We start from the raw sequence: 16,281 nt of genomic DNA on the forward strand, positions 1-16,281 counted from the left end.
GCACGAGCGCCGTACCGGTAACATCGATTAGTCCGCAGCCGCCGGGCGCGCCGATTAGCGTTCTCGTCTGACGCCCGACAACATGTCGGCTAGCGTTGGCCATTGCGCGCCCTACTTTTCGCCTCGCCCCCGTCGCCCACGGACGAACACGCGATCCGTAGCCATGAACCGCGCCAGCATGGGTCCGATCAGGCGTGCGGGTTCGACCGCCTTGCTACCGTTTTGCGCGGCATGGGCCTGGGCGTAGGCCAGTAGATCGCGGTGGATCGCCGCCGGAAGATCCAGACTGAGTTTGACAGGTGTCTCGTCTTCGAGCGGCCCCAGCTTGAGCTTGCTCATCGGCTCGTGTTCTCCAGATAGGGTTCCAACACCAGGTCGCGGGTCAACAGGACCCTGAGCGGCGCGCCCGGGCGAATGGCCAGGGTGGGCGTCAAGGCAAGGCTTTGTCCGACCATTTGCTGGCCAACGTCGCTGACCGACTGGCTAGCTCCGCGGCGGATCGCGCGTTCGAGCTCGCTTCCGTCGCTCGACTGCCCGGTCTCCGCGCCGATGGCCAAGAAGGTGCTAAGGGCCGCGGCGGCGAGCACGGCTCTTCCATGCCGGTCGACGCCATCTTGCAGCCCCGCCATGCCTTGCGGATCCGTGGCTGGAAGCTTGTCCAGGACGATCGATCGGCCCGAAGGCAGGATCAGCCGCGTCCAGGCGACGGACAGACGGCTCTGTCCGGCTTGGGTCGTGGTCGCGTACTCGCCGATCAGACGCGCGCCGGCCGGAATGAGCAGGTGATGGCCGCCCAAGCTGTCGAAGACGTCCTGAGTGACCTGAGCAATGGCCAAGCCCGCCGCGTCTGATCGAAGTCCCGTAACCAGGGCGGCAGGAATGACGGCGCCGGCCTGAAGCAGGTAGGGAGAGACCGGCGCCTGCAATCGCTCGGGGCTGGTCAGACGCTCGTCAGGCACCGGCGTCTGCTGCGTGAGGACAGGCCCAGCAGCCGTTCCCGATCGCCCCCGGATCGCGAACAGATCGCTGGCCCACGGGCCGGTCCTGGCGGCAACGCGTGGGTCGGCCTCCTTTGGCGCGACGGGCCGCGCGACATAGCCAGGCGGATTGGCCAGGTTCGGCGTCGCCAAGTCCGCCGGGCCCGCTTGCACCTCGCCGGGGCCATGCGCCCGCTGAGCACTGAGGATGGGCCGACCCAGATCGCCTGGCAGCGGCGGCCCCAGAACAGGAACCGTATCGCGGCGCTGCAGATAGTCCTTGGGCAAGGCCGAAATTTGCTCGGGCGGTGGCGCCGCCGGTTGAAAGACGGGCTGTGAGATCGTGTGGCCGCGCTCACGCAATGACCAGCCCAAGGCCGTGCAGACCCCGACCGCCATCAGGCCGCCCGCGACGATCAGTGCTTTTCGCGAGACCCGGGTCGCCGCCTTGGGCGCGCCGCGCAAGCGCAGGTCCTTGGCGATGGCCTTTTGCTCCTCGTCGATGGTCCCGCTCATCGCCCCCCCTCCGGCGACGCGGCCAGACGTTTTATGCGAACGCGCTGGCGCCACCGCTTGAGGCCAAACCGCAGTTCGGCGCGGTCGAACAGCCGGTCGATCACCATGCGGCGTTCGGAAATCCGGTAGTTGACCAGCTCGGCGCTCTTGCCGTCCGGACCGACCAGAAACAGCGGCGGCAGATCGCTCAGCACGACGCCGGGCCCAAACTCCACGAAGGTGCGCACGCCGTCGTCATAGACCCGCACAGGCCGCCACCGCGCATTGCCCGTAACGCGATAGGCAAAGCTGAAATTGGCTGAGGCGGGTTCAGCAACAGGCGGAACCGACGGCGCCGGCACGGCGATGACAGGTGCGCCGATCATGGCCGGCGCGGCTTCCGATGACGCGGGATAACGCCAGCCCACCTGAGACAGGAAGGCTCGGTCCGAAGCGCGCAATTGCAGGTGATAGGTGCGACGGGTCGTGTTGATGACCAGATTGGTCGCCAGGTCGCCTTGGACAGGTTTGACCAGGACATGGACCCGGCGGTTAGCGCCCTCCCCGCTCGTGGTGTCGCCGATCACCCAGCGCGCGGTGTCGCCCGCCGCGATCGGATTGGCGTCCACCAGAGCCTCGCCGGCCTCGAGCGTGATGTCGGTGATCCGCCCCGGCGAAGCGACCAGTTCATAGACCGCTCGATCCACGAAGAGGTATTCCGTCGCGGCGGCGACCTGCGGCTGGCGAGCCTGCGTTGCTTTGGGCGCGGCGGCTCCAGGCGTGGCCGTCGCTGCGGCCAATACGGTGATCAGCATGGTCCGGATCATGCGTTGTATTCCCGTGACCAGGAGACGGCGCGAACGTAGATGCCGAACGGGTTCTTGACGAAGGCGTCGGCCGAGGTCGGGGTAACGATCGTCAAGGTCAGGATCGCGCTCCAGCGCTGCGTGGACGCCAACTGGCCTTCGACATAGCGCCGCTCGACCCAGGCCAGGCGGAAGCTGTCGGGTGAAGCCCGCACCACATTGGCGATGTCGACGGAGACCTGCGCCTTGCCGACCTGAGCGAAGGGATCTGCGCCGCGCGCGTAGTCGGAAAGCGCCGCCGCGCCGCCCGCGTCGGTGAAGTCGTAGGCTCGTCGCCAGTTTTGGCCCAGGACCACCGCGTCAGCCGGCACCGAGCGGGTGTTTTCGATGAACCGCGACAGCGCCCAGGCGATCACCGGATCCGGCGGCCGGTAGCCGCGCGTGGCCGGGCCGACCGCCAGTGTCTGGCCCAGCCGATCGACCTCCACGACCCAGGGCGTGATCGTGCCGTGGGCGGCCTGCCAGATCATGCCGCCGGACTGGACGATGTTGCTGGCCAGGAGGCCAACGGCGATCAAGCGCCAGTTGGCGGCTTGGACCCGGGCCGCGCCAATGCGCTCGTCCCAGGCTTGGCCGGCCCGCTGGTATGGCGTTTCGGGAACGGGGGTCGCGCCCAGGCGCGAGCCGCCCTTGAAGGGGTTCATCAGCTTTGCTCCGAGAGAGAGGGACTGGCGCCGCCGCTGTGGTCGTCGCCGCTGGCCAGGCCGTGTGCGGCCAGGCTCGCGCCATGGGCCAGGGCCTGCTGGTGTTTGAGATCGCGCGCCCAATCGGGGGCGTCCGCGCCGTCCGCTCGGGCGGGCGCGCTTCCCGAGCCGGAGCCATCGCTGCCCGTGCTGGACCTTGCCTTGGGCTGACCGCCCGCGGCCCCGGCCGCGCCACCGCCGGATGTGGGACCAGGTCCGCCGCCGGTCGGGCCTTGCGGCGTCGCGGCTCCGGGAGCCGGACCTGGACCCGCCGCTTCAGCCGCGCCGGACGCCGAGGCCAGACTCGCCCCGCCGCCCGCAACCATCTGGGCCGCGCCGGCGCCGACCATGGCCATGCCCGCGACCGTCAGGCCCGTGCCGATCGCCGCGCCCGCTCCAAGTTGGGGCGCGCCCGACACCAGGCCCGAGGCGATGCTGGGACCAAAGATCGACAGACCCAGCAAAGTCAGGGCCGCCAAGGCCATGGCCAGGACCTCTTCCAGGGTTGGCTGACCCGAAGCGGCGCTGGTGAATTCCGAAAACAGGGTCGATCCGATGCCGACGATCACGGCCAGGACCATGACCTTGACGCCCGAGGCGATGACGTTGCCCAGCACGCGCTCGGCCAGGAAAGCGGTGCGGCCGAAAAGGGCGAAAGGCACGAGGACGAAGCCGGCCAGGGTGGTCAGCTTGAACTCGATCAGCACCACGAAGATCTGCACCGCGATCACGAAGAAGGCGACGATCACCAGCAGAGCCACGACCAGCAGGATGACGATCTGGACGATGTTTTCGAAGAACCCCGGGAAACCGCCCAGTTCGCTGGCCGCCATGAGGATCGGCTTGCAGGACGAGATCCCCAACGCCGCCAGCTTGCCCGGCCGCAGGAATTCGTCACCCGAGACGCCCGCTCCCGACGCTTTCAGGCCAAGCCCCGAAAAGCTCTTCAGGACCACGAGGCTCAGGCTGTGAAAGTTGCCGATCAGGAAGGCGAAGAAACCGACATAGAGCGTCTTCTTGACCAGGCGCGCGGTGACGTCCTCCTGCGCCCAGGCCCAGAAGAGCGCGGCCAGGGTCATGTCGATCGCCACCAGGGTGGTGGACAGATAACCAACCTCCCCGCCCAGCAGGCCAAAGCCGCTGTCGATGTGCTGGGTGAAGACGTCCAGCATTCTGTCGATGACGCCGGTGTCGCTCATGACGCCGGCCGCCCGAAGAAGCGGTCGCGAGCCGCGGCCCAGGCCGCTTGGCAAGCAAGGTCGCCCTGCCCGACCGTTCGGCATCGCGCCAGTTCGGTATCGACCGGTGCGGTGCTCGCGGCCTTGATCGGTGGTGGCGCCTGGGACGCTCTGCCCGCCAAGACAGCAGCCCCAAGCAAGATGATCAGTACGGTCCCCCAGATGAGGGACCGGGTCATGGCTGCGGTGCGGCTCCCATGAACTTGGAAAAGCGCGCCTTGGCGTCGGCTCTGGCCGCGGCGCGATCGGCGGCCTCCAGCGCCTGAGCCCGGCCGTTGGCGACAACCACCGCCGTCAGCGCGGAAAGCTGCTGGGCTTGAAGCGCCAGAAGTTGATTGCCGGCCTGCGCGGCCTGCAGCGCTCCGCTGGCGTCCTGGCTGGCCGACACCAGGCTTTGCATCTCGCCGCGGCTGGTCTCCAGCCCCTCGACGACACCGGCCTGGACGGTCAGCGCGTCCTGAAATCCGGCGACCGAGGTTGTCCAGCGCTCGTCGGCGCGCTGCGCGAGGTCGGCGTCGCTAGCCAGGAGATCGGCCAGCCCGTAGCGCCGATGAAAGGCGTCCTGGATATCGCGCACATTGTAGGCCAAGGCCCGCGCCTGGCCGAGCAGCGCCTGGGTCTCCGCGACTTGGGTTTGAAGAGCCGACAGGGACGAATACGGCAGGCTGGCAAGATTCCTCGCCTGGCCGATCAACATCTGAGCCTGGTTCTGCAGGCTGGTGATCTGGTTGTTGATCTGCTGCAGGGCGCGGGCGGCCTGCAGGACGTTCTGGGCGTAGTTGCTGGGGTCATAGACCGCCACTTGCGCCGCGGCGTGGGGAACAAGACCTGGCGCGCCAAGGATCGCGGTCGCGCCGCACAGGAGCGCCGCCAGACGGCGTCGAGAAAAGCTCATCGGGAAGACTCCGCAAGCATGATGGAAGGCAGGAGGTCGGCGGCCCATGGCAGCCGGCGATGGCGCAGCCAGGCGGCGGCAAAGCCCTCGGGCCCATGGGCTTGGAGCACCGAGGCGATGTCGGCCTGGTCGGTTTTCGAGGAGGCCGCGCACAGCGCCAGGGCGATCGGCCCAAGGCCTAGGTCGAACAAACGCTCGCCCGCCCGCGACTGGACGTAGTAGTCGCGCTTGGGGGTGGCCCGGCTGAGGATCTCCACCTGGCGGGCCCTGAGGCCAAAGCGGGCGTAGATCGCCCCACTCTGCGGTTCCAGGGCGCGGGAATTGGGCAGGAAGATCCGGGTCGGACAGCTCTCGACAATAACCGGCGCGATGGGACTGGCGTCGATGTCGGTCAGGGACTGGGTGGCGAACACCACCGAGGCGTTTTTCTTGCGCAGTGTCTTCAGCCACTCGCGCAACTGCGCGCCGAACGCCGGATCATCGAGCGCCAGCCAACCCTCGTCGATCAGGATCAGGGTCGGACGCCCATCCAGACGGCGCTCGATGCGATGAAAGAGGTAGACGAGCACAGCCGCGGCGGCGGGTGTCCCCAGGAGCCCTTCGGTCTCGAAAGCCTGAACCGCATGATCGGCGAGCGCTTCATGCTCGGCGTCCAGCAGACGCCCCCAGGGCCCAGCCAGGGTGTAAGGCGCCAAGGCGTTCTTCAGGTCGAGGGTTGGCAGCAGCGCGACTAGCCCGCTCAGCGTGCGCTCCTGAACCGGGGCGGACGCCAGGCTCGCCAGGGCCGACCAGAGGTGATCGCGAATGGCCGGCGTCGCGTCCACGCTTTGGGCCGCCAAGAGTCCGACGATCCAATCGGCCGCCCAGACCCGTTGGGCCGGATCGTCCAGGTCGGCCAAGGGCTGAAGTGCGACGGCCGGTCGGTCCGCATCGAGCAGGGTGCCGCCGAGATCGTGAAAGGCTCCGCCCATGGCCAGCGTCGCCGCGCGGATCGAACCGCCAAAATCAAAAGCGACGATCCGTGCACCGGCATAGCGGCGAAACTGCAAGGCCAACATCGCCAGGAGCACGCTCTTGCCCGCGCCGGTTGGCCCCACGACCAGCATGTGGCCGACATCACCGACGTGGGTCGAAAGTCGAAAGGGCGTCGAACCCTCGGTCTTGGCCATCAGCAGCGGCGGACCGCCTAGATGCTCGTTCCACCTAGGCCCGGCCCACACCGCCGACAGCGGCGCGATATGTGCCAGGTTCAGCGTCGACAGCGGCGGCTGGCGGACATTGGCGTAGGTCTGACCCGGCAGGGTCCCCAGCCAGGCCTCGACCGCGTTGATCCGCTCCTTGATGATCGTAAAGTCGCGGCCGGTAATGACCTTCTCGGCCAAGGCAAGCTTGGCGTCGGCCTGAATGGGATCGTCGTCCCAGACGACCAGGCTCGCGGTGACCAGAGCATAGGCGACGGCGTCGCCGCCAAGGTCCTGCAGGGCCTGGTCGGCCTCTCCCGCCTTGTTGGTCGCATCGTTGTCGACCAGCGCCGAGGGCTGTTGCGTCACCGCCTCCTGCAGCAAGGCGCCGATAGACTTGCGCTTGGCGAACCACTGGCGCCGGATCTTGCCGATCAGCCGGTTGGCGTCAGCCTTGTCCAGGCAGAGCGCCCGCGTCGACCAGCGGTAGGAGAAGGCCAGGCGATTGAGCTCGTCCAGCAAGCCCGGCAGGGTCTGGCTCGGAAAACCGACGATCGTCAGGGTCCGCAAATGCGCGCCGCCCAGTCGGGGCTCAAGGCCTCCGTCCAGCGGCTGGGTCGCGACCAGCGCGTCCAGCTGCATGGGGATTTCGGGAACACGCACGGCCTGGCGCTGGGTCGTCACCGCACCGTGCAGGAAGCCGAGAGTCTGGCCGTCGTCCAACCAGGCGGCTTCGCGGGTCAGCCCGTGGATCAGCGCCAGCAGACGGTCCGAGCGCTCGACGAAACCGGCCAACTGAGCGCGCCAATCAACGCCGGTCTGCTCTCGTCCCTCGACGAAGAGGTTCTCCAGGCGCCCCGTCCGCTCGGCCGGCGGCAGGTAGACCAGCGTCAGGAAATAACAGCTCTCGAAGTGCGCGCCTTCCTCCAGGAAGGCTTGGCGCCTCTCGATATCGACCAGAGCCGAGGCCGGATCGGGAAAGACGCTGTCGGGATAGGCCATGGCCGGATCGCGGCGGGCCTCGACGAACAGCGCCCAGCCCGAACCCAATCGACGCAAGGCGTTGTTCAGCCGCGCGGCGACGGCGGCCACCTCGGCGTCACCAACCGAAGCCAGGTCTGGGCCCCGGAAGCCGGCGGTGCGCTGGAACGCCCCATCCTTGTTGAGCACCACGCCCGGAGCGACCAGGGCCGCCCAGGGCAGGTAGTCGCACAGGAGCTTGGGTCGGCGCTGGTATTCGCGAAGATCCAGCATCGCTAGACCTCCAGCCGGGCGGGAATGCGAACAGACCGCCGCCCGACATCGAAGATCAGCGGGTCGTTGCGCGCGGCCCAGACGGCCAGGCCGTGACCAGTCACCCAGACCAACAGGCCAATCAGCCACAGGCGAAGACCAAGGCCCAAGGCCGCGGCCAGGGTGCCATTGACCAAGGCGATCGCGCGAGGCGCGCCGGCCAGCAACATCGGTTCGGTCAGAGCCCGATGCACGGGCGCGGCGAACCCCATAGCGCGATCACCGGCCATCAGATGACCGCCCCGCCACCGAACGAGAAGAACGACAGGAAGAAGCTGGAGGCGGCGAAAGCGATCGACAGGCCAAAGACGATCTGGATCATCTTGCGCGAGCCGCCCGAGGTGTCGCCGAACGCCAGGGTCAGCCCCGTAACGATGATGATGATCACCGCGATGATCTTGGCGACGGGGCCCTCGATCGATTCCAGTATCCGCTGCAGCGGCTCTTCCCAGGGCATGGACGAACCGGCCGCCTGGGCGTGGCTGGCGACCAGGATGGCCATCCCCGAGAGGCCGGCTCCCATCGACCGCAGGGTCAGACGCGAGAGCCGCGGACGCGGCAATTGGAGCGAAACGCCAGGCGCGATGAGGCTATGGGACATGGGTCTCTCCTTCAGGTCAGGGCGGGGGTGAGCTGGTAGGCGCCGTCGGGGCCAAGGCCCTGCAGACGGACGAGATCGACCAGGCGGCGCTGGCGGCCGCGGCCGGCGATGACCGCCACGAGGTCGATGATTTCGGCGATCAGGGCGCGCGGTACGGTGATCACCGCCTCTTGGATCAGTTGCTCCAGGCGCAGCAGCGCGCCAAGCGCCGTGCCGGCATGCAGGGTCGCCACGCCGCCCGGATGCCCCGTGCCCCAGGCCTTGATCAGATCGAGGGCCTCGGGCCCGCGGACCTCGCCGATGATGATCCGGTCGGGCCGAAGGCGCAGAGACGAGCGCACGAGGTCGGCGAGACTGGCCACGCCGTCACGGGTGCGCAAGGCCACGACGTTGCGGCCCGGGCATTGCAGCTCCCGAACGTCCTCGATCAGGATCACGCGCTCATCAAGCGCGGCCACCTGCGCCAACAGCGCATTGACCAGGGTGGTCTTGCCGCTCGAGGTCGGACCGGCCACCAGGATGTTGCGCCGCTCGGCGACGGCCAGGGCCAGCGCCCTGCCCGCCTCGGCGCTCATCACTCCCTGCTCGACATAGGCGCCGAGCGGGAAGACCACGCTGGCGGGCTTGCGCAGGGAAAAGGTTGGACCAGAGACCAGAGGCGGCAGCAGCCCCTCGAACCGCTCGCCGCCACCAGGCAGTTCGGCGGCCAGACGCGGCCGACCCGCATGAACTTCGACCCCGACGTGATGGGCGACCAGCCGGATGATCCGCTCGCCGTCGGCGGCGCTCAGCGTCAGATCAGCCGACCGAAGGCCGACATCGAACCGGTCGATCCAGACCGACCCATCGGGGTTGAGCATGACCTCGGCGACGCCAGGATCTTCCAGGCGCGCGAGCAGCAGCGGGCCCAGGGCCGTGCGCAGCATGCGATGGCTGCGCGACATCTCCGGATCGGATTTGGAAGGCTCCACGGCGCATCCCCGTTGTTCACGGGGACGAGTAAGAAGACCGCGTTCGCGCCAGCCTCAACAGCCAAATCGGCCGAGAAATCATCGGCTACAAAAGAGAACCTGCCGGCGTGGTCCAAAAACGAAGCCGATGTCAGCTCTGCTGCTGCGTCGTCTCCGGCTTAGCTCGCTGCCCCGCCTGAGGGGGATGACCGGGCGCACGAAATCTAAAAATTCATCTCAAGAGCCGGTATTTCAATTCCCGGCGTGGTTGCGTCCCCAGGGCGGGTGCGATTAATGCTTGTCTCGGATGAATGCGAGCTCCAGGGGGCAGGATCGATGATCGACCTCAGCGAGGCTCAGGCAAAAGCAGATGAGTTCGATATTCACCAAGTGAATGTCGAACGCGACTATGTCTTTGGCTGGTTGCTCAAGGCGTTCTACGAGAACGAATATCTTCGCAGGCTGCTGGTCTTCAAAGGGGGCAATTGCCTGCGGAAGGCCTATTATCCGCACTCGCGGTTTTCCAGCGACTTGGACTTTTCCGTCCCTGGCGCAATTGACCAGCCACGCCTTCTCCAGGCGATCAACGACGCGTGCGGCGAGGCCCAGCGTATGTGCGGCGTGGAGTTTCTCACCGATCGCAACACGCTGAACATTGGGTCGTTCGGAGATAGAGGCCGCACGGTTTACAAGGGGCGACTGTTCTTCCACGACTTCCTTGGCGAGGAAGACGATCTGACGATCAGCATCAAGGTAGACATCGTTGAGCTAGATCGTCTTTTCCTTCCCCCTGTGACTAGGCGGCTGACCCACGCGTACTCCGACGCCGGACAATGCACCGCTGATCTGACGTGCATGGCGCTAGAGGAGATCGTCGCACTCAAGCTCAAATGTCTGATCCAGCGCCGGCACGCCGCCGATCTTTTCGACCTCGTCCACGCCACGTTCATGGATCGCTCCTTGGAGGTCGATCGCAAGCTTGTCCTGAGGGTGTTTCTTCAGAAGACCATCTTCGGCAACAACCCGGGTGCTGCGAAGGAGATCTTACTGGGGTTGCCGGTGAATTTCTTCGGTGGCCTGTGGTCGAAATTCACCCAGGCGCCACGGCAGGTTCGCTTTGGTTTCGACAAGGCGATGGAAGGCTTCAAGGCGTCCATCGATAGCTTGTTCGAAGGTAGCCCAACGTCCGGATGGGGCGACGATCTTTTCTTTCCGTCCGAGCAGCGAAACCTCATCATGACCGCGGGTGCCGAGCAGAAGCTGCTGCGCCTTACCTATGGAGGCGTCGCGCGCTTAGTTGAGCCTTATTCGCTTGCCTACAAGCAGCCCCAGGGCAAGCCGGCTCGAGAGTACTTCTACGGTTATGATCAGACCGGCGGCACCAATTCTGATCCTGGGATCAAGGCCTTCGTTCAAGCCAACGTCCAAGGCTTGGAACTGACCGACCAGGACTTCGAACCCAGGTTCGAAATCGAACTCTCCAAAGCCGGGGAGAATTCCAAGAAGGGCTATTTCACCAAGAACTTTGGCGCGAGCGTGCGGCGGGCGACGGCGCTGAGAACGATGCGATCGGCGCCGGCCTTCAAGCTGCAATGCCCTTACTGCCAAAAGGTTTTCACGCGGACCACCCGGGACGCCGCGCTCAACGAGCATAAGGCACCGAACGGATTTCGTTGTGGTGGCAGGCGTGGCAGTTGGTTGAACTGAGAGAAATACGGGGGAAGAGCACTTGGATACTCCAACGCCAATCTGGCGCGTCCATCCGCTGCTAGGCACAATGTGGAAGACGAAAAGCTCGCGCTTCCATGCCGCTGATCGCCTCAGATCTCGCGGCTGGTGGAAAGGCATCGCGCTGAGCGTCTTGTCCGCCTACGTGCTGGTGCTTTCAGTCGTTCCTAAGTTTATCGAGGATACTGGAGCGGTCGCGCATCGAGATTATATCGGACTGGTGGCTCTGACCGCTTCTATTTTCCTCCTGGTATTCTCCGTCATGAGCATATTTGACGAAGATAAGCTTCGATATAATTATATGCTCGACAATGCGAAGGATATTGCCAACCTCTATCATATCTACAAGCTTGAGATCGACGCGGCGAATAAGGCCGGGGCAGCGCTGCCGGCGTCCGATGCGACCAACGCGAAATATCAGCTAGCGATCGAGAAATGCCCCTTCAATCACGATCGGATAGATTGGCTCAAGACGACGATTGAGATCGACAAGGAAGAGGGAAAGCCCGTCTTCTGGAAGAGGGTGCATTACGTCTCTTGGATGTTTTACGACATCTATTTTTGGCCCGTGGCCTCAATGATCATAGCCCTCGTCCCGTCATGGGGATTGCTAGCCCGAGTGTGTTGAGCTCCGAGGCAATGATGCGCCATAAGCGGCCGTTGGCGAACCTCCAGGAACACGACGTTCAAAGGAGGGCGTAGGCTCAACGGGCGCCTGATCGGACTAACCGATCAGCCAATCTCGGCTTGAAGCCCTCCCGACTCCGGCACCGGCCAAGTCCCACCATAGCTCGCCCTGGCCAGCGTGGCGTTGAACGCCTGATGCCGTGTGCTGAGCGGTATCTTTTCCAACACCTGACCGTAGAGCCGCTCGACGAGTTGCTGGACCGTATCGGCCTGAGACTTGCTCACTGACCTTTTGCCGGTGTGGACCAAGCTGGAGCGAGCCCCGTAGAGGCTTCGGATCTGAGCCGCCAGGTCAGCGCGTTCGCCCGGGTCCTGCGCAAGGATCACGGCGGCGTGGCGGGCAATCGTCTGGGTTACGGGCGCGGTCTTGTCGTCATTGCTCAGAAGGGCCTCGATGGCGGTGAAGAAATAGAGCAGACGCTCAGCCCGGTCGATGGCGCGCCGTCCCCGGGTCATCCAGCCCAGACCCTGGGCGAACCGCTCGCCGACGGTGCCGCGCGCCGGATCGAAGACGGCCCCGGCGTGATTCAGGAAAGCTTGGCTCTGGGTAATAGCCACGAGCCCGCTATCGACGCGGTAGTAGCCGCGAAGTTCGCCGCCGTCCCCGCTCATGGAGCTGCCGTCGAAGACCAGAGCCATGTCCTGGGCCTCGCTGGCGGCCAGAGGGTGGGCTTCTTCGTCGCCGATGAGCGGGAAATAGACGGTGACGCCCTCGTGCAGCAGCCGCAACAGGCTCAAAGCGACGTCTATCAACCAGGCTGCCTGCTCCTTAACAGTGCGCGGCGAGGCGGCGAGGGCCACCGACCAGACCACCTCGCTCATGTTGAAGGCGACCGGCCCGTTCTCGAACAGCGTCAGAGACCGCCCACCAACACCCAGGAGCCATTGCCGATCAGGTTCACGGGCCTGAAACTCCGCGTCGAGCACGCGCGTGCGGATGGCGCGAACCGGACCGATCCTGATCTGGTCAACATTTTGTTCGAGCATCATCACGTAGTTGCGATCGACATAAACCAACGCCTTGGCCGCGCTAGCTTCCAGCGCTTCTAGGAAGCTCGACACCGTGATCTCGATGGCGGTCTCATGCCCCTTGGCGGCGCGCGCGCCGGCGAACCGCCAAAGAAGATCATGCACGTCGGAGTCGTGGCAGACCACAGGCCCGAGAACCTTGAGGGCCCGTTGGACGACGGCATCATAGGCATCCTGGGTGGTCTGGGTGGTGATGAACGGAATGCCATCTTCGAAGTGGCCTCCAGGATGATTGATCAGGGCCGCCCAGCTGGTCATGAGCGGTTGAACGTCGGCCTGCGCGCCTTGGAAAAACGCGCTTGCCGCGCTGCAAAGCTCTCTATCGCCCTTCAGCGCTCCCGCCATCGGCCTCTCCCCTCACGCCCGACCCCCGCCCGCAGCCAATCGGGCTGCTCCAGCGGTCCTGAGTGCTGTCCCTATCGGCGCATTGCTGCAGGTGGTCGCCAATATGCGCATGAATGAGTGCAAGGGCTAACCTCGGTCTCGCGCCAGTTGCTGACGTTTGGACCCCGCCGTCAGTCCACGGTGATGCCGTCAAAGAAGAATTTGACGACGAACCGATCAAACCGGCTCAGCTCTTGCGCCGCCAGAACCCTTTCCTCCCCAAGCTGCTTGAACCGCTCCAGGGCGACCAGCAGGTCCATGTCAGGATCTTCGAAGTTGACTAGGCCTGCACGGTGGATCTTCTTCGAGATCATCCGTGGAAGACCGTACTCCTCCAGGTGGTAGACCGCGCTTGGCAGGAACGCGCGGCTCATCCGGCCCACGAAGCCGGAGACGTCCACGGACGGGTTGATGATCAACTTGTGCAATTCATTCGTATCGCTGAGCAGCGCCGACAGCTTGAAGGTTACCGCCCGTTCGAGCTTGAAAAATTCCTCGATATCGATCCCGGATTCTTCCAAAGAGCGGATAATCTGAGAGAGGTCCTGCTTCCAATTGTTGGCAATGGCCTTCGTTACGGTGACGACGTTGCTCCACGGCGCGTCCCAGCCATTCGGCTTCAACTTGAGCACCTTATACAGCGTGCTTTCCCAGTTGGACGAATTGCTGGAATTGAGGAAGGCGAACCCTCTCCAATCTTCTGGGGTGTCCCGCATGTCCGTCGCCAGACGCAGTAGAAAATCGGCATCGCTGTCGTGGAGCAGGTTTTCACGCTTGATCCGCGCGAAGTTCTCCTCGCCGACAATCGACGACATCTGAACTTTGTACTCGATAATTTTCTCAACCTGACGGTCAGTCAACTGCTCGGCGTCACCGGCTTCGTCCAGAGTGCCGAGAATTTCCTCGGGAAATTCGATCTCAAGCTGCGCGTCCTCCGATACCGGTGGCACATCGAGCAAATGGATGTTTCCCACGAAATATTTGAACATCCGGCCGCCGCGACCGATGATGTTTTTGTAGGTGAAGTCTTTTAGATTGTTCTTTCCAATTTTGCTCCGCCATAGAATGACGTTTTCGGCGGAGGTGTTGACGCCCTCGATAATTGATGATGTCGAGACGATATTGTTGAAGCCATTATCGTACTCGAAGAGCTTAACCTGAAGCTGACTTATGCAGCGGTGCATGCGCCCGTTATGAACGCCCACGCCACGGTCCGCGAGGTCCGCCAATATCCAATCGGGTTTATAGTTATCACGAAGCCATTGCGCGAAAGGTTTGGTGTACGGGTTATCCACCTTTGGCAAGTGATCAATGACGAGGTCGGAAACTCTCTTAATATCAGCGTAGGTGCCTGCATAGATGAGCGCCTTCTGATCCCCTGCCGAAATCAGCTCAATCAGCTTTTCGCCCTTCTTCTTTTCATCCCCCGCGATTGCGCTGTAGTGATCTTTGATATCCAGATATACGGTGTTGAAATCTAGAAGCTCAATGAATTCCATGCCTTTCGTGAACGCATTTTCACCGAGCTTCTTGATGTTTGGCGCCAGATAGTACCTCTGCGTTGCCTTTTTTGAGAGCTTCAATATCGCCTTGATCAACGAAGGCGCACGCTCCTTGTCGTGCTTTTGGCTGGCCTTGTAAAATTCATCGACAACGAGCAAGTCGATCTTATTGAGAAGATCTAAATAACCGAACGCACGTTCCTGCGGGAATATAAGGATATTCTTCGCGCCAAGCGCTGTGTCTGGCGCGGTGATCACCGTATAGTCTTTGGAGAATTTCTTAAATATCCGCCGACGCGTCTCATCCATCAGCGCGATGGTCGGCACGATTATCACGACGGTGTCGGGCTTCTTCGCCGCAATGAACGCATCAATGATGAAGCTTTTGCCAAAGCTGGTGGGCGCGCTAACGGCGATGCTTGTGCCGTCCAAGAGCTTTGCCAGAACGCTCGACTGCTCGCGATGCAAGGTTGCGACGCGACGACCGACGTCGACCTCGAAGGCCTGATGCACGTATTTGACGTCCCAAGACGCGCCATCGAGCTGAAGGTAGGGAAACAGTCCGGTCTCCCGGATCATGTGGTTCACGACCTGCGGATACGGCGTTCCGGCTTGCTCAAGGTCAGCCAGCAAACGAATGAGAAGGTTTCGCGCCGCAAGTTCATTGCGGGCGGTAAGAAGGTTGTTGATCTCGTGGCAAGTTTCAAAAACCTCCATCAGCCCTGCTCCTTATAGAAGGCGACAGTTTTGACGAAGGCGTCGATGATGCCCTTCTTGTTCGGAACCGGAAATAGAATGATATGAAAGCTTATATCGTCATATTTATGGACGTTGCTCGCCTTTGCCATCTGCTTGGCAAAGTACGCCTCCGCCCTATCCTGATGAGTTAGCTTTATCTGCGCCTTATATTCGTCCGAAGAATCCTTGGATTTTGCGGTGTCATCGCATTCGTGCAGGATAAGGATCGGAATATGAATTTTGGATTTTAGGTTATCGATCGACTCTCTGTTGCTAAGCGCCGCTCGTATATTTTCGCGTAACGTTGGATCTATCTGCAGGCCGTCCAGATCGGACACGCTCGTGATGATCGCGTTTTCCTTTTTCAGCTTGTCCGTCGAGAGGGACGCCATGACGGACGCAACGATGGCGTCGAGGCGATAGTCCTCGATGGAGTTGTAGAACTTCGCCTCCCCGAACCAGAGTGTGAAGTCATCTCCATCAACGACGATGTGGACGCTATCGGCACCCTTGGCGTTGTCCTGAACGTTCTGCTTGTAGAATATTTTCGGAACGACCGGCAGTGCTTTATATTGGTGCCGCATGATCCCATAGAGGAAGACTTCAGCGATCTCGCTGCCCTGCCCGACCTCATCCTTGTCGGTCAATCGCAGGTTCTTGGCCGCAGCCACCAGGCTGCTATGGCTTTGATCAACGAGCGAGGCGCGCTCCCTTTGGGACAGCGCCGTCTGGGCGATGTTGTCCCAGAGAAAGTTCTTGAACTTAGGATAGCGCCATTTCGCGTCCTCGAAGTCGTTCACCAGACTGAGAACGCGCTTTTTCACCAAACCTTTGAGCTGCGCAGCCGAGGTGATGTTGGATAGCGCATCGTCGATAAGGACGTCGAACACTAGTCCCGTCATCGACACGGGCTCCACTTAAAGATCGATCGCACCGATGGCCCCCAAGCTCCAGTTCGCAAAGGAGTTCCCCGACTCCTTGCGGAAAGGTGCAGCTTGCGATGCAAGGTTGCAAGGATCTTGGCCGGCACGCCC

Annotated in this window: 16 protein-coding genes; 2 read left to right on the top strand and 14 right to left on the bottom strand. The window is 63.1% G+C overall.

Annotated features, from left to right (window positions below; translation table 11 throughout):
* Window positions 1-111 precede the first annotated feature (111 nt).
* The 11 genes from ASD47_RS20290 to trbB form a co-directional block, all read right to left on the bottom strand.
* Entirely contained in the window at window positions 112-339 is a 228-nt protein-coding gene (locus ASD47_RS20290) for a DUF2274 domain-containing protein (protein ID WP_056760351.1), read from the bottom strand.
* Window positions 336-1,493, bottom strand: coding sequence for a TrbI/VirB10 family protein (locus ASD47_RS20295; RefSeq protein WP_056760353.1), 1,158 nt, complete (start codon window positions 1,491-1,493; stop codon window positions 336-338). The genes ASD47_RS20290 and ASD47_RS20295 overlap by 4 nt, the downstream gene beginning before the upstream one ends.
* The gene (gene trbG, locus ASD47_RS20300; protein WP_056760355.1) at window positions 1,490-2,299 is read right to left on the bottom strand and encodes a P-type conjugative transfer protein TrbG; all 810 of its coding nucleotides are present in this window, start codon (window positions 2,297-2,299) and stop codon (window positions 1,490-1,492) included. Before trbG ends, ASD47_RS20295 begins: the two co-directional genes overlap by 4 nt.
* Window positions 2,296-2,982: a conjugal transfer protein TrbF gene (gene trbF, locus ASD47_RS20305; protein WP_056760356.1), complete on the bottom strand. Its 687-nt coding sequence runs from the start codon at window positions 2,980-2,982 to the stop codon at window positions 2,296-2,298. The genes trbG and trbF overlap by 4 nt, the downstream gene beginning before the upstream one ends.
* Window positions 2,982-4,220 carry a P-type conjugative transfer protein TrbL gene (trbL, locus tag ASD47_RS20310; protein WP_056760358.1) on the bottom strand — a complete coding sequence of 413 codons (1,239 nt, stop codon included), beginning with the start codon at window positions 4,218-4,220 and terminating at the stop codon, window positions 2,982-2,984. The genes trbF and trbL overlap by 1 nt, the downstream gene beginning before the upstream one ends.
* Window positions 4,217-4,438 carry a putative entry exclusion protein TrbK-alt gene (gene trbK-alt, locus ASD47_RS26270; RefSeq protein WP_082564715.1) on the bottom strand — a complete coding sequence of 74 codons (222 nt, stop codon included), beginning with the start codon at window positions 4,436-4,438 and terminating at the stop codon, window positions 4,217-4,219. The genes trbL and trbK-alt overlap by 4 nt, the downstream gene beginning before the upstream one ends.
* On the bottom strand, window positions 4,435-5,154 hold the full coding sequence (gene trbJ, locus ASD47_RS20315; RefSeq protein ID WP_056760361.1) for a P-type conjugative transfer protein TrbJ: 720 nt from the start codon (window positions 5,152-5,154) through the stop codon (window positions 4,435-4,437). The genes trbK-alt and trbJ overlap by 4 nt, the downstream gene beginning before the upstream one ends.
* Window positions 5,151-7,589, bottom strand: coding sequence for a conjugal transfer protein TrbE (trbE, locus tag ASD47_RS20320; protein ID WP_056760364.1), 2,439 nt, complete (start codon window positions 7,587-7,589; stop codon window positions 5,151-5,153). The genes trbJ and trbE overlap by 4 nt, the downstream gene beginning before the upstream one ends.
* A gap of 2 nt (window positions 7,590-7,591) precedes the next feature.
* Entirely contained in the window at window positions 7,592-7,858 is a 267-nt protein-coding gene (locus ASD47_RS20325; protein ID WP_056760367.1) for a VirB3 family type IV secretion system protein, read from the bottom strand.
* Window positions 7,858-8,151, bottom strand: coding sequence for a TrbC/VirB2 family protein (locus ASD47_RS20330; protein WP_235525976.1), 294 nt, complete (start codon window positions 8,149-8,151; stop codon window positions 7,858-7,860). The genes ASD47_RS20325 and ASD47_RS20330 overlap by 1 nt, the downstream gene beginning before the upstream one ends.
* Window positions 8,152-8,240: 89 nt before the next feature.
* A complete protein-coding gene (gene trbB / locus ASD47_RS20335) occupies window positions 8,241-9,155 on the bottom strand; it encodes a P-type conjugative transfer ATPase TrbB (protein WP_056760534.1) in 915 nt (304 codons plus the stop codon).
* Between the two features lie 360 nt (window positions 9,156-9,515).
* Here trbB and ASD47_RS20340 point away from each other — a divergent pair, with 360 nt between their 5' ends.
* Window positions 9,516-10,886: a nucleotidyl transferase AbiEii/AbiGii toxin family protein gene (locus ASD47_RS20340; RefSeq protein WP_056760374.1), complete on the top strand. Its 1,371-nt coding sequence runs from the start codon at window positions 9,516-9,518 to the stop codon at window positions 10,884-10,886.
* Window positions 10,887-10,908: 22 nt separating this feature from the next.
* The gene (locus ASD47_RS20345; RefSeq protein ID WP_156402339.1) at window positions 10,909-11,535 is read left to right on the top strand and encodes an SLATT domain-containing protein; all 627 of its coding nucleotides are present in this window, start codon (window positions 10,909-10,911) and stop codon (window positions 11,533-11,535) included.
* 104 nt (window positions 11,536-11,639) lie between these two features.
* Here ASD47_RS20345 and ASD47_RS20350 read toward each other — a convergent pair whose 3' ends face one another.
* From ASD47_RS20350 to ASD47_RS20360, 3 genes are all read right to left on the bottom strand, one after another.
* A complete protein-coding gene (locus ASD47_RS20350; protein WP_056760380.1) occupies window positions 11,640-12,968 on the bottom strand; it encodes a HEPN domain-containing protein in 1,329 nt (442 codons plus the stop codon).
* Window positions 12,969-13,138: 170 nt separating this feature from the next.
* A complete protein-coding gene (locus ASD47_RS20355; RefSeq protein ID WP_056760383.1) occupies window positions 13,139-15,226 on the bottom strand; it encodes a DEAD/DEAH box helicase in 2,088 nt (695 codons plus the stop codon).
* Window positions 15,226-16,149: a DUF1837 domain-containing protein gene (locus ASD47_RS20360; protein WP_056760386.1), complete on the bottom strand. Its 924-nt coding sequence runs from the start codon at window positions 16,147-16,149 to the stop codon at window positions 15,226-15,228. Before ASD47_RS20360 ends, ASD47_RS20355 begins: the two co-directional genes overlap by 1 nt.
* Window positions 16,150-16,281: the final 132 nt, after the last annotated feature.

Origin of the sequence: Caulobacter sp. Root1472 (assembly GCF_001426985.1) — a bacterium.
Classification (GTDB): Bacteria; Pseudomonadota; Alphaproteobacteria; order Caulobacterales; family Caulobacteraceae; genus Caulobacter; species Caulobacter rhizosphaerae.

Excerpts from the sequence above, each read along its gene's own strand:
- ASD47_RS20295 (WP_056760353.1), bottom strand. The coding sequence starts at position 1,493 with ATGAGCGGGACCATCGACGAGGAGCAAAAGGCCATCGCCAAGGACCTG.
- ASD47_RS20340 (WP_056760374.1), top strand. The coding sequence starts at position 9,516 with ATGATCGACCTCAGCGAGGCTCAGGCAAAAGCAGATGAGTTCGATATT.
- ASD47_RS20360 (WP_056760386.1), bottom strand. The coding sequence starts at position 16,149 with ATGACGGGACTAGTGTTCGACGTCCTTATCGACGATGCGCTATCCAAC.
- trbK-alt (WP_082564715.1), bottom strand. The coding sequence starts at position 4,438 with ATGACCCGGTCCCTCATCTGGGGGACCGTACTGATCATCTTGCTTGGG.
- trbF (WP_056760356.1), bottom strand. The coding sequence starts at position 2,982 with ATGAACCCCTTCAAGGGCGGCTCGCGCCTGGGCGCGACCCCCGTTCCC.
- trbG (WP_056760355.1), bottom strand. The coding sequence starts at position 2,299 with ATGATCCGGACCATGCTGATCACCGTATTGGCCGCAGCGACGGCCACG.
- trbL (WP_056760358.1), bottom strand. The coding sequence starts at position 4,220 with ATGAGCGACACCGGCGTCATCGACAGAATGCTGGACGTCTTCACCCAG.
- trbE (WP_056760364.1), bottom strand. The coding sequence starts at position 7,589 with ATGCTGGATCTTCGCGAATACCAGCGCCGACCCAAGCTCCTGTGCGAC.
- ASD47_RS20325 (WP_056760367.1), bottom strand. The coding sequence starts at position 7,858 with ATGGCCGGTGATCGCGCTATGGGGTTCGCCGCGCCCGTGCATCGGGCT.
- ASD47_RS20290 (WP_056760351.1), bottom strand. The coding sequence starts at position 339 with ATGAGCAAGCTCAAGCTGGGGCCGCTCGAAGACGAGACACCTGTCAAA.
- ASD47_RS20355 (WP_056760383.1), bottom strand. The coding sequence starts at position 15,226 with ATGGAGGTTTTTGAAACTTGCCACGAGATCAACAACCTTCTTACCGCC.
- trbB (WP_056760534.1), bottom strand. The coding sequence starts at position 9,155 with ATGCTGCGCACGGCCCTGGGCCCGCTGCTGCTCGCGCGCCTGGAAGAT.
- ASD47_RS20330 (WP_235525976.1), bottom strand. The coding sequence starts at position 8,151 with ATGGGAGCCGGCCTCTCGGGGATGGCCATCCTGGTCGCCAGCCACGCC.
- ASD47_RS20350 (WP_056760380.1), bottom strand. The coding sequence starts at position 12,968 with ATGGCGGGAGCGCTGAAGGGCGATAGAGAGCTTTGCAGCGCGGCAAGC.
- trbJ (WP_056760361.1), bottom strand. The coding sequence starts at position 5,154 with ATGAGCTTTTCTCGACGCCGTCTGGCGGCGCTCCTGTGCGGCGCGACC.